The following is a 13,129-nucleotide window of genomic DNA, read 5'->3' on the forward strand; positions in this document are numbered from 1 at the left end:
ACCATTCTTTTACTTCATCCAGAGGGACAGCATAAAGACCACGATCATTGTAATCAATCCCATCCACACAGAGGCCAAAGAATGAACGCGCAGCATTGTTTTGATATCAATGTCTGAGAATTTGGAGATCACCCAAAAATAAGCATCATTCGTATGTGAGATCATCATGGAGCCGGCTCCCATTGAAAGCACTGTCAGGATCCTTCCGTTCTCGCTATCCAATCCAAGTGCGGGCAGCAATGGAAGAATGATAGATGAAGCCGTAACGATGGCAACAGTAGACGATCCCTGTGCAGTTTTGATGATGAAGGTCAACAGGAATGGAAACCAGATCCCCAGCATTTTCATATCAAGTGTTTCCCCGAAATGCACTCCGATATTGGTGGCGGATAATACAGCGCCAAATGCACCACCGGCGCCGATGATGACAAGAATGCCACCGGCCTTTTCGACAGAAGAAGAAAGGTTCTCACTCAGTGTATGTTTGCGGTCCTTTGTAGTCAGAATTGCAAGCAACACACCTGCTGCCATAGCGATAGAGGGATCACCTGCGACATTGAAGATCTTTGCAAAACTACCTTCGGCATGTTCAAGACCGATCACAGATTTGATCGCCATCAATATGATCGGAACGATCACGGGAAGGAATGCTTTCAGCACGGACGGGCGTCCGGTCGGATCTGTTTCCTCTTCTTCCACTGTTACCGGTTTCGAGATGTTTCCTCTCTTTCCCGCGTATACAGCCCAGGCATGTCCGACGAGCATGGCAGGTACGGCTATCAGGATCCCGCACAGGATCAGCTTCCCGAAATCAACGCCGATGGTGCTTGCGGCCGCTGTAGCCCCGGGATGCGGCGGTAATAAACAATGAACGGCATAAAGACCTGCTCCCAGTGAAACACTCATCGTCGCCACGGCAATCCCCGTTCTTCTGACCAGCGATTTATTGATCCCGTTTAATACGATATACCCCGAATCACAAAAGATCGGAAGACCCACGATAAACCCTGTAATGGCAATCGCAAGTGATGACCGCTTCTCTCCTACCAGTCGCACAATAAACGATGCCATCACCTGTGTACTACCGTTCTTTTCCAGCAATACGCCGATCGTGGTTCCCAGCACTATAATGATAGCGAGTTTGGACATGATATCTCCCAATCCCGCCTTCATCAATGCCAGTATCTCGGGAATTCCCAATTGAATGCCCAGCCCTGTCACAAAACAGGCAATGATCAACGCAAAAAATGGATGGACCTTGAACCGGACAGTCAGAATAATGATCGCAATGATACCGGCAAGCAGGGATACGATGACCTGCGGAAAGGAAGTAGTCATGTTCAAAACTAAGGCAAATTCGCATAAAGAACGTTGTCCGTGGTCCGTTGACCGTTGACCGATCACCGTTGACCGTTGTCCGTTGACCGTTGACCGTTGAATACTGTTTATGCGCGAGGTCTTATAAACCGAGCCGAACAACTGTACGTTTTTATATTAAAAAACATCCACACGACCTTCGGCCCGGCAACGGTCAACGGACAACGGTCAACGGACAACGGACAACGGTCAACGGTGATCGGTCAACGATTTCTCCATCTCTCATGAAGGCCTTAACTTCGTCCACCATGAATGAACTGTTGACGCAGTTGGCCGAATCCCTGGAGGGAACACTGCATTTTGATACGACCATGCGTACGCTCTACGCTACAGATGCTTCTGCTTACCGGGAATTTCCATTGGCTGTCGCCATTCCTAAGACCACAGATGACATTCGAAAACTGATTGCGTTTGCCACAGAACATAAGACCTCATTGATACCGAGAACGGCTGGTACTTCGCTTGCCGGACAGGTGGTCGGCGCCGGTATCGTCGTGGACGTATCAAGAAATTTCACCTCTATACTCGAGCTGAACAAAGAAGAACACTGGGTACGGGTGCAACCGGGTGTGATCCGGGATGAGTTGAATGTGTTCCTCCAACCACATGGCCTGTTCTTCGGTCCCGAAACCTCCACTGCCAACCGCGCAATGATCGGCGGAATGGTGGGCAATAACAGCTGCGGCTCCAATTCCGTTGTTTACCGAAGTACACGGGAACATCTGCTTGAAGTAAAAGCCCTGCTCAGTGATGGAACCGAAGCGGTATTCAATACGGTTGATCTTGATTCATTTCATGCAAAATGCGAAGGCAGTACGCTTGAATCGGCCATCTACCGCAACGTGAGAAGCATGCTCGGCAACTACGATAACCAGGAAGAGATCCGTAAGGAATTTCCAAAGAAGACAGTAGAACGTCGTAATACCGGTTATGCAGTTGATCTCTTGCTGGAAATGGCGCCGTTTACTGCCGGCGGCCCCGACTTCAACTTCTGTTCGCTGATCGCAGGCTCGGAAGGAACACTTGCCTTTATCACCGAGATCAAGTTGAACGTTAGTCCGGCACCTCCAAAAGAAACAGGATTGCTTTGTGTACACTTCAACTCGATCGATGAAGCCCTTCGGGCAAACCTGGTTGCGGTAAAATATCCGATCAGCGCAAGCGAATTGATCGATCATTATATTCTTGAGTGCACCAAAAACAATATCGAACAACAAAAGAACAGGTTCTTCGTACAGGGGGATCCGGGTGCGATCCTTGTTGTGGAGTTTGCGCGTAACACACGCGAAGAGATCATAGCGGACGCGCAGCGTTGCGAAACAGAAATGCGCGCAGCCGGTCTCGGCTACCACTTCCCTCTTCTTTTTGGCAATGACAGCAAGAAGATCTGGACGCTTCGCAAAGCCGGCCTCGGCCTGCTGAGTAACCTTCCCGGTGATGAAAAAGCGGTTCCGGTGATCGAAGATACAGCCGTGGATGTACAGGACCTCCCCGCATATATCCGGGAGTTCAACGAGATCCTCAATAAACATGGTCTGTATTCCGTGCATTATGCCCATGCGGGTTCAGGGGAATTGCACCTTCGTCCCATCATCAACTTAAAAACAGAACAGGGTAATCAGCTGTTCAGAACCATCGCAGAAGAGATTGCGACACTTGTAAAAAAATACCAGGGGTCTTTAAGTGGTGAACATGGCGATGGGCGGTTACGCGGAGAGTTCATCCGTCAGATGGTAGGCGAGAAAAATTATCGTTTGTTAAAGGATCTCAAGAACGTCTGGGACCCTCATCATATATTCAATCCCAACAAGATCATTGATACGCCATCAATGAACAGTATGCTCCGCTATACACCGGGACAGCAAACCCCTGCGTTCAAAACGGTATTCCGTTTTCCCAACCAGGATATCCTGCAGCATGCAGAACAATGCAATGGCAGTGGCGATTGCCGCAAAACACAGATCAGCGGCGGAACGATGTGCCCCTCATACATGGCAACACGAAATGAGAAAGACACCACGCGCGCCCGCGCTAATATCCTCCGCGAATTCCTTACCAACTCTGATAAGCTGAATCGCTTCGACCATAAAGAGATCTATGAAGTAATGGATCTTTGCCTGAGCTGTAAAGGATGCAAGTCAGAATGTCCCAGCAATGTAGATGTCGCTAAACTGAAAGCAGAATTTCTTCAGCACTATTATGATGCGAACGGAGTTCCCTTCCGTTCGAAGCTGATCGCCGGTTTTAGCAAAAGCTCGGCACTGGGCGCTATCTGGCCAGGTCTGTACAATTTCGTAATGACAAATGGCATGATCAGCAGGCTTGTCAAGCAATCAACCGGGTTTGCAAAAGACCGCTCCATGCCCACCCTCTATAAAACCACGCTTAAAAAATGGTTTGCAGGCTGGAAGAAAAATAATACCGTGGTCAAGAACAGAAAAGTATACCTGTTCTTTGATGAGTTCACGAATTACAACGATACAGAGATCGGCATCAAGGCCATTCAACTGCTCGATAAGCTGGGATATGAAGTACTAATGCCGGAACATATCGAAAGTGGCCGCGCATGGCTTTCCAAAGGCCTGCTTCGCGATGCAAAGAAGATCGCCAATAAGAATATCCGCCTGCTTTCTCCATTGATCAATTCAGATACACCGCTGCTGGGTATAGAACCTTCCGCTATTCTGACTTTCCGCGATGAATACATTGATCTTGCTGATGATGACGTATATGAAAGCGCAAAATCGCTGGCGAAGAATGTTTTCCTCGTTGATGAATTTATCGCCGCTGAGATCAGCAAAGGAAATATTACCACGGCGTCTTTCTCAAAAGAAAAAAAACACATCAAGCTGCATGGCCATTGCCAGCAGAAAGCGCTTTCCTCCGTTGACCCGACCAAAACCTTATTATCTCTTCCGGAAAACTACAGTGTGGAAGTCATCCCATCCGGCTGTTGCGGTATGGCTGGCAGCTTTGGCTATGAAAAAGAGCATTATGAACTATCTATGAAAGTAGGAGAACTGGTTCTGCTCCCCGCCGTCAGAAATGCTGATGCGGAGACGATCATTGCCGCGCCGGGCACGAGCTGCCGTCACCAGATCAAAGATGGTACAGGCAGAAAAGCGAAACATCCGGTAGAGGTTCTTTATGAGGCGCTGGTGTAGAGCGGTTGGGTGCGGCGTTGTCCGTTGACCGTTGACCGTTGTCCGTTGACCGACGGCCGATGGCCGATGAGCGATGGCCGATGAGCGATGGCCGATGGCCGATGAGCGATGGCCGATGGCCGATGAGCGATGGCCGATGGCCGATGAGCGATGGCCGATGGCCGATGAGCGATGGCCGATGACCGATGGCCGATGGCCGATGACCGATGACCGATGGCCGATGACCGATGGCCGATGGCCGATGGACGATGGCCGTTGACCGATGACCGACAGAAATCTATCAGACGCAAAATAACCTCTATCAACCAGCATCAATATCTTCAATCCCGATGCGACCATTGTCCATTGAATATCGGCCATTGGCCATCGGACAACGGACAACGGTCCCCCAATTCCCCTGCCACAACTTTTTCCAAAAATATTTGAACGGTTATGCAACATTGCTCCAATATCAATTACTTTATATCAAAGCAATTGCCTGGAGAGGACTTTAACCATACCAACTGCCGATGTACTGGTGGAGCAGTGCATCAAGGGAGACAAGACTGCCTACCGCTTATTATACGAGCGATATGCAAGGGCCATGTACAACACAGCCTACCGGATCACCAATAACACCGCGGATGCGGAAGACATCCTGCAGGAAGCGTTCATCGATGCGTTTCAGCAGATCACCTCTTTCCGCCAGCAGTCTACGTTTGGTGCCTGGCTAAAGCAGATCGTTGTATTTAAGAGTGTCAGCCTGATCAAAAAAAGACGCCTGATGCTGGTAGACATCGAACCGGTCAATCTCGAAATGCCAGAGGAAGAAGAACTGGATGAAGAAACGGTCGCAATGAATGTAAACGCAATTAAAACAGCCTTGCAGTCTTTGCCGGACGGATACCGCGCGGTATTAACTCTTTACCTGCTGGAAGGTTACGACCAGGAAGAGATAGCCAATATTATGCAGGTGGCGCCATCGACGGTGAGAACGCAATATATAAGAGGAAAGCAAAAGCTGGTCGGGCTATTGCAAAAAAGGGAGAATGTATGAGCAGATCATTAAAAGATTTTATAGCAGAAAACCGTCATAGTTTCGATGACGAGCAACCCGGTGAGCAAAACTGGGAGAGGATCGCCAATGCCGTGCCCGCCCTGAGCGGTAAACGGAGTGCGGTGAGAGCCATGCTGCGCTGGTCCGTAGCGGCGGCCGTAGTGATCATAATTGGAGGCGCTTACTTCTTTGTACAAAATAAAAAGGCCCGGGAAGTTGCTGTTGAAACCAGGTCTAACGATATACGAATACTGGCACCAGAATATGCCGCATCTGCTGAGCCGATCTACCAGGCCATAGAACAACAGCAGCGGGAACTGAAAGACTTTTCGGGAACACAACCTGAACTGTATGATCAGTTCACGCAGGATCTCGCTACCCTTGACAGCTCTTATCGTGTACTAAAGGCGCAGGCTTCACGGTCTCCAAACCGGGAAATACTGATCAAAGCCATGATGAACAACCTCCAATTGCAAGCTGAACTCCTCTCCAGGCAGTTGAACATTTTATCAGAGTACAACAAAACAAAACCAGTTGATCATGCAAAAGAAAAAGAATCACGTCGCATTTAGTGCGATCCTGCTTTTACTTTCAATAATAACATTCGCCCAGAAAAATGAAAAAATGGAGTTTGAAAAAGAACGCTCCATTTCTAAAACTTATCCGGCTTCGGGAAACAGCCTTTCTCTCGACAATACTTTCGGGCATATAAAATTAATTATCTGGGACAAGACCGAAGTAAAAGTCGATGTGCAGATAAAAGCAGGTTCATCCGACAGGGAAATGGCAGAAAAAACTTTTGAAGCCATCGAGGTTCAAGAAGGGCTTGCCAATGGTAAGATCAGTTTCAAAACAAAAGTGAATAATAGAAATGAGAAAGGATGCAAAAACTGCAAAACAAACATGCATATCGATTATGAAGTGCATCTGCCTGTCAATATGAAATTAACCATCAATAATAGTTTTGGTAACGTATCGATTCCTGATTACAAAGGCGAGATCTCCATCAACAATAAATTCGGTGCGGTAACTGCCGGCGCATTAGCGGAAGTAAAAACCCTGCATATTGAATTCGGATCAGCAGAGATCAAAAGCCTGACCGATGTTTCTGCGGTATTCAAATTCTCGAAAGTGCAGATCGGCAATCTTGGAGGAACAAGTAAAGTATCGATGGAATTCTGTGACAGCAGCAGGATCAGTATGTCAGGGGACCTTGCTGGTCTGACCCTGAATGAATCTTACAGTACGATCAACCTGCGTCCGGCGGTCAATCTGGGAGCTAGCTATACCGTGAATACGAGCTTCGGAACATTTATTGATCGCAGTAACGCGGGAGTAGTAAGAACAGATACACCAGATCGCTACGGCCCTGACTCCGAACGCAGATATGAAGGCAAAACAGGCACTGGTGCCGTAAAAATAAATGTCAGATCCTCTTTTGGAAAGATCATCCTCGGTGAAGCAACAGAAGGTGATCTGAAAAAAGGTTCCAGGTCATTCAGCAGAAATGCAGGCAGAGTAATCTAGTTTTAGTATCCTCATGTGTTAGTTTAAGTCCCGGTTCCAGCCGGGATTTTTTGTGCTTATTAATGGCGCAGACAGATGAAAAATAAGTGTTTACACTAGTCCGGCAGAGGTGTAAAAACAGGTCAGAAGCTCTTGACTGGTTGAAAAATCTTTTTTATTTTGGCAAGGTAATCTGAAATCCTATTGAAATAAACTGCCTCAAAAAACACCAATCGTCGCCCTCCCGGGCATTTTTAACCACCACTTTATCCAGAACTACATGAAAAAAATCATTGTATTCAATTTCCTGTTGGGTCTCTCCGTGTGTGCTTTTGCACAAAAAAAAGAAGCAGAGCTTCCCGCTTTCGGTAAAGTTGAGAAGGCCGAACTGCAGATGAAAGAATGTCCTTTTGAGGAAAATGCAGAAGCAATGGTCCTGATCGATGAGGCCCAGCTCGACTATGTTTTAGGATCCAGCTTTGACATGAAGAAACGTGTACGGATCAAGATCCTCTCGGAAAAAGGGCTCGACCGCGCAAACGTCCACCTTTCTTTTATCAGCGCAAGAAATGAAGAAGAGATCAGGAACCTCGAAGCCCAGACATACAATCTTGATGATAATGGCAATATCGTCATTACCAAACTGGAGAAAAACCTGATCTATGATAAGAAGCTGAATAAAAGAGAAACAGAAAGAAGCTTCACTTTCCCCGCCGTTAAAGTCGGATCTGTGATCGAGTTCCGGTACAAACATGTCAATGCCGGGCTTGTCGACTGGTATTTTCAGCGATCAGTACCTGTCCAATACAGCCGTTTCAAAATAGATATGCCTGAAGAGATCGAGGTAAGCGTTACCCCGCACACAAACAGGCCCTACGATAAAAAACGTGAAGAGTCCGGCAGACGCTATAAGGATTCCTATTCCATGACGAATGTTCCCAGCTTCCATGATGAGCCATTTATCATCAATGAAGATTTTTACATGGACAGGCTTGAAACAAAGATTACCGCACTGGTGATCGACGGAAGAAGAAAATCACGCACCGTAAGCTGGCTGGATGTGATCAAGTTCCTCATGGAAGATGAAGACTTTGGCGCCCAGATCAAAAAGAATATTCCCAGAACGGCCGATCTTGATGCAAAACTCAAGGATATCAGTATGCCATACGAAAAAATGAAAACCATTTATAAGTATGTGCAGGATAATATGCAGTGGAATGACTACACTGGCATCTGGGCATTTGACGGAGTAAAAAGCGCCTGGAAGGATAAAAAAGGTACATCCGGTGAGATCAATCTGATACTGGTCAACTTACTCAAGGACGCAGGCCTGAAGGTATTCCCGATACTGATGAGTACGCATGCGAACGGACTGGTCAATTCATTTGATGCCGGCACAGTGGACAGGCCCGGCTTCCGCCAATTCAATAAAGTAATGGCCCTGGTTGAACTTGATGGTAAGCCATATGTGCTGGATGCCTCCCAGAAGGGAATTCCTGTACACCTCACTCCCGCCGAGGTCCTTCAAACAGAAGGCCTTGTTATCGAAAAACTGGAAACAGGCGAATGGGGATGGAGAAGCGTCAGACCTCAGGCCCCGTCAAAAAACCTGATCCTGATAAACGGCCTGATCGATGCAGATGGCAAGATGACAGGGCAGGCTACGATCTCCAGCTATGATTATGCACGTCTCTCCCGTTTGCCCGTCGCAAAGAAAGGAAAAGACAAATTCATCGAAACATATGTCTCCGGCAACCAGGGAATGCTGGTGGACGATGTCCTGTTTGAAAACCTGGATAGTGATTCTCTCCCGTTGGTACAAAAGATCCTCTTCAACAAATCATTGAACAATACAGGAGAATACAGTTACTTCTCCTCAAACATTCTTTCAGGACTGGAGAAAAACCCCTTCGTAGCTGACCATCGTTTCTCTGATGTATTCTTTGGCACCAATCAGACCTATACGATCCTTGGCAATTTCACCCTGCCCGAAGGATTTGAATTTGATGCATTGCCTAAAAACATCAAAATGATCATGCCGGATACAAGCATCGTTATGACAAGAGCTGCACAGGTAACAAATGGTATCCTGTCAACAAAGATCCAGGTGGAGTTCAAAAAACCTATCTACGCTGCCGCTGAATATGAAGACTTCCAGGAGTTCTATAAGCGGCTCTTTGAGTTGATCAATGAGCAATATGTTGTCCGGAAAAAGAAAGCATAATCCCAAAAAGTGAAAGATGATAAGGAAAAGCATATTAGTATTGTCAGCAATCCTCTTTGCTAAAGCGGGATTCTCACAAGCTGGATTATATACGCTGGCATCGGTTCCGGAGGCGTTGAAGGCAAAAGCTGTGGTGGTAACGCATCTTGAAGACTATAATTATGAAATAGAATCACTCGATAAAGCCTGGTTGTCTGTACGGAAAGTGTATACAGTCATCAACGAGGAAGGCAAGGGCGCATTATTGTTCAATGAATATTCGTCAAAGGATGTGTTACTGGATGAGGCGGAGATCAAAGTGTATGATGGCTCCGGAAAGAAGATCGGCCGCTATACCAAGAAAGATATGTATACTGTGGCCACCGGTGAAGGGCTGATAGAGGATGGATTCGTTACATATTATATGATCACTGCCCCCTCCTATCCGATAACAGTTGAGCTGAACTATGTTCAGAAATTCAGAAGCACGCTGGTTGTTCCGGATTACAGATTCATATCCCCAAGAGAAAGCATTGTATCATCCAGCTATACAGCTAAGATCCCTGCGGGAATAAGCATCAAATTCAAACCTTTTAATACAGATCTTCAACCAGTGATTGCAGATAAAGGGAAATTTAAAGAATACAAATGGAACGTAAAAGATATCGCTCCACTGGAGTATGAAGAGGGCGCTGTTTCGGCGAGAAGCCGTTATCCGCACATTTCGATCATCGCCGAGCAATTCTCTCATTACGGATTCAAGGGAGAATTATCGTCATGGAAAAGCTTCGGTAACTGGATCGGAGATCTTTATAAAGGCCTGGACGAACTGCCTGCTGCCAGGCAACAATTCTACGCTAACCTGGTGAAGGACATCCCGGAGGAAACGGATAAGATCAGGAAGATCTATGATTACATGCAGAAAAATTTCCGTTACGTAAGCATCCAATTGGGAATTGGGGGGCTAAGGCCGTTCTCGGCGACATTTACTGATCAAAAGAAATACGGGGATTGTAAAGGGCTGAGCAACTTCATGAAAGCCGCTCTGAAATCGATTGGTATTAAAAGCCACGTGGCCATCATTAACGCGCAATATAACGAAGAGCCTGTGGACCCGGATTTTCCGGCAAATAATTTTAATCACGTGATCCTTTGCGTTCCCGGAAAAAAAGATTCCATCTGGCTGGAATGCACAAGCAATACAGCATTCTTCGGAGAACTGGGCACATTCACAGAAAACAGGAATGCACTGCTGATCACAGAAGAAGGCGGTGTACTCGTGCCAACGCCCAAAAGCAAATCAGATGCAAACCTGTTCACAACCCGGACTGTGGTGACCCTGCAGAATGATTTTTCCGGATCAAGTGAAACCCGGATCAACACAAAAGGCGCATTCACGCAATATGTGAACTCTTCAATAAAAGAAAAGAAAGACCGGCAGAAGCAGTTCATCGTAAACTACTGGGGCTTTAAACAGCCGGATGATTTTGTGCTTGCAAAAGAAGAAGAAACTTTTAGCCTGAAAATGGAATATGCCAAGATCCATGAATTTAATTCAGGGGATAAGTTGTTCCTGAGCCCGAGATTACACAAACTCTGGACAGAACGGTTACCTAAAGCGGATAACCGGAAGCTGGACTATTATTTTGAGGAGCCCTTTGAAAAAAGAGATACGACCATTTACAAATTACCTGCCGGCACAAAACCGGATGCATTGCCAAAGGAAAAACAATTAAAATGCGACTATGCCAGTTTCCAGACAAAATGCTGGTATAATGAATCAGAGAACGCTATTTATATAGCAAGCGCTCTTATTTTATCGCAGTATAAGATCCCTGCTGCGAACTATGCATCGGTGAAGAAATTTTTTGAAGAGGTGACGCAGGATGACTCGCAAAAACTGGTTGTCAAGAGAGGGGAAGCTCCTCTCAAAGCATTTTAACTTCTTATCACACGAAACAAAAAAGCGCAGTATGACATGCGCTTTTTTGTTTCGTGAATCCCCATAGAACTATTGTTTCAACCCCAGCGCAGCTGCGGCGGCGGCTTTTTGCTTTGTAATTCTTCTTCCGCGGAAGAACAGATACAAATTGAAGAACAGCATCACTCCAAGATAGATACTGAATCCGCCTACTTTATTTGTAAGTACTTCCATCAGCGTACGCCCGTCTGGAACTTCATAAGTAATTTCCATGATCAGCAGCGCAAAGCCGAGGTTCAGCAGATAAAAGCCTGTTTCAAAAAGCTTGTTCGTAGAATCTGCGATCTCCAGTTTACCACTGAAAATATCATGCATAAAGACCTTGCTATTTTTAAATAAAACGTGGGCAACATACCAGGTCAGGATCACAACTACTGGCAGATAGATAAGATAAGCGGTGAAATTCAGAGAAGTGTTCATGGTCTTAATTTTTATGGTGAGATAAATGTTTTCTTTTATTGCTGTAGTAGAGAATGACGGCCATATTCATATAGTGGATGATCGATAAGATCAGCATGATCCTACCCGTCATAATTCCGATGCTGACAAATATATCCAGCCAGTTGTGCATTGTTGGCCATGAATGGATCATCAGCGCCGCATATCCAAGATTCAAAAGATAGTAGCCCGTAAGAAGCATCCGGTTAATTGCATTTGTCAGGTCTTCTTCTCCCTTTAACAGATCTAGTATGTAGATCCTTCCATTGCGGTAAAATACCAATCCAACATGAACAGTGATACAGTAAGTAAGAGTAAGATAAAGCAGATAGGCGAGCGTGTTCATACCTGTCGGGTTTGGTTAAAAAATGGCCTGCAGGAGAGAGTTAAAAATATACCGGTGTAATGGCTGACCGTTTACAAGCTTGATTGTTCGAAACTTGTCCATTATACGTTATAGTGAGCAGTCACTGACCAGGAAATCAACTCATAAAAATCAAACTGTTTATCCTGCCTCTGTTTGTCTGTCCAAAGGTAATAGACATTTTTAAATTTTCAATAATTTCTGAAAATAAGTTTTACTATTTTTCCGGGCACGAAAAAAGCGCCGTCGGCTGACGGCGCTCAGTTAATTCTTTGCTTGAACCTTATAAAGGTCTTACACTGCCCGATCCGGATACACTTGTTGTTACCTGAGGTGTTCCTAAATAATAGATGGACCCGCTTCCCGAAATACGGGCATTTAGTTTATCGGATGCCTTTACCCTGATATTCCCTGAGCCGCTGATCTCTGCATCCGCCTGCAAAGCTGAAAGTCCTGTGCCATCAATATTCCCGGAACCGCTGATCCGAAGATCCGCCTGCTTCACCGTTCCCTGCCTGACATTGATATTTCCAGAGCCTGTAATGGTTGCCTCCAGTTTGTCTGTTAAGGACGCTTGCTTCACTTCAATATCACCTGAGCCACTTACGCGTAAACGCAACCGGTCTCCCGCAATTGCATCCGGCAAATCAAAGGAAGCATCACCACTCAACGAGACCGATCCGGGTGTGGGGCCACTGATATTGATCACGATCTCTTCATGACTCCGCACATTCACTCCATTTTTGAATTTGATGATCAACTCATCTGCCGATACAAATGTTTCAAGGATATCAAGGATATTCTTCTGTGCCTGCAATTCAACTTTATAGGAGGGACTTACTGTATAGGTTATATGTCCGCTTACTCCCGCTGTTACAGAGTGAAATGGTTGCACTGCCCGTTCCTGTGTTGCAACCGGCCCCTCCCCTTTTATTTTTTCGCAGGAGGTAAATGCAGTACTGACCATTATGAGTGTCAGGGTTATTAACGTAGAAAGATCCGCTTTTACCGTTTTCATTTTGCTTGTTATCATCTTTGATAGATTAAGGTTTAGCTATTT

At 46.0% G+C, this 13,129-nt stretch carries 10 protein-coding genes and 1 pseudogene; 6 read left to right on the plus strand and 5 right to left on the minus strand.

Going from position 1 to position 13,129, the window contains the following annotated elements; translation table 11 throughout:
* Positions 1-9: 9 nt before the first annotated feature.
* Positions 10-1,338: a GntP family permease gene (locus LZZ85_RS26100; protein WP_237876632.1), complete on the minus strand. Its 1,329-nt coding sequence runs from the start codon at positions 1,336-1,338 to the stop codon at positions 10-12.
* 287 nt (positions 1,339-1,625) lie between these two features.
* On the opposite strand from LZZ85_RS26100, the gene LZZ85_RS26105 reads away from it, so the two are divergent.
* Positions 1,626-4,541, plus strand: a complete 2,916-nt coding sequence (locus LZZ85_RS26105; protein ID WP_237876634.1) for an FAD-binding and (Fe-S)-binding domain-containing protein — start codon at positions 1,626-1,628, stop codon at positions 4,539-4,541.
* A gap of 111 nt (positions 4,542-4,652) precedes the next feature.
* Here the strand turns inward: LZZ85_RS26105 and LZZ85_RS28885 are convergent.
* Positions 4,653-4,982 (minus strand): annotated as a pseudogene (locus LZZ85_RS28885) (hypothetical protein); the annotation flags it as partial.
* A gap of 76 nt (positions 4,983-5,058) precedes the next feature.
* Here LZZ85_RS28885 and LZZ85_RS26110 point away from each other — a divergent pair.
* The 5 genes from LZZ85_RS26110 (at position 5,059) to LZZ85_RS26130 (ending at position 11,228) form a co-directional block, all read left to right on the plus strand.
* The gene (locus LZZ85_RS26110; RefSeq protein WP_237876635.1) at positions 5,059-5,577 is read left to right on the plus strand and encodes an RNA polymerase sigma factor; all 519 of its coding nucleotides are present in this window, start codon (positions 5,059-5,061) and stop codon (positions 5,575-5,577) included.
* The gene (locus LZZ85_RS26115; RefSeq protein ID WP_237876636.1) at positions 5,574-6,149 is read left to right on the plus strand and encodes a hypothetical protein; all 576 of its coding nucleotides are present in this window, start codon (positions 5,574-5,576) and stop codon (positions 6,147-6,149) included. The genes LZZ85_RS26110 and LZZ85_RS26115 overlap by 4 nt, the downstream gene beginning before the upstream one ends.
* Complete coding sequence (locus LZZ85_RS26120) at positions 6,118-7,104, plus strand: DUF4097 family beta strand repeat-containing protein (RefSeq protein WP_237876637.1); 987 nt, start codon at positions 6,118-6,120, stop codon at positions 7,102-7,104. Before LZZ85_RS26115 ends, LZZ85_RS26120 begins: the two co-directional genes overlap by 32 nt.
* A gap of 259 nt (positions 7,105-7,363) precedes the next feature.
* Complete coding sequence (locus tag LZZ85_RS26125) at positions 7,364-9,307, plus strand: DUF3857 domain-containing protein (RefSeq protein ID WP_237876638.1); 1,944 nt, start codon at positions 7,364-7,366, stop codon at positions 9,305-9,307.
* A 16-nt stretch (positions 9,308-9,323) separates the two neighbouring features.
* Entirely contained in the window at positions 9,324-11,228 is a 1,905-nt protein-coding gene (locus LZZ85_RS26130) for a DUF3858 domain-containing protein (RefSeq protein ID WP_237876640.1), read from the plus strand.
* A 69-nt stretch (positions 11,229-11,297) separates the two neighbouring features.
* Here LZZ85_RS26130 and LZZ85_RS26135 read toward each other — a convergent pair whose 3' ends face one another.
* The 3 genes from LZZ85_RS26135 to LZZ85_RS26145 all read right to left on the minus strand — a co-directional run bounded on the left by LZZ85_RS26135 (position 11,298) and on the right by LZZ85_RS26145 (position 13,102).
* Positions 11,298-11,687, minus strand: a complete 390-nt coding sequence (locus LZZ85_RS26135; RefSeq protein WP_237876641.1) for a hypothetical protein — start codon at positions 11,685-11,687, stop codon at positions 11,298-11,300.
* Between the two features lie 4 nt (positions 11,688-11,691).
* The gene (locus LZZ85_RS26140) at positions 11,692-12,051 is read right to left on the minus strand and encodes a hypothetical protein (protein WP_237876642.1); all 360 of its coding nucleotides are present in this window, start codon (positions 12,049-12,051) and stop codon (positions 11,692-11,694) included.
* A gap of 301 nt (positions 12,052-12,352) precedes the next feature.
* Positions 12,353-13,102: a head GIN domain-containing protein gene (locus tag LZZ85_RS26145; protein ID WP_237876643.1), complete on the minus strand. Its 750-nt coding sequence runs from the start codon at positions 13,100-13,102 to the stop codon at positions 12,353-12,355.
* Between the last annotated feature and the right edge of the window lie 27 nt (positions 13,103-13,129).

Origin of the sequence: Terrimonas ginsenosidimutans, from assembly GCF_022012415.1 — a bacterium.
In the GTDB taxonomy this organism is placed as follows: domain Bacteria; phylum Bacteroidota; class Bacteroidia; order Chitinophagales; family Chitinophagaceae; genus Terrimonas_A; species Terrimonas_A ginsenosidimutans.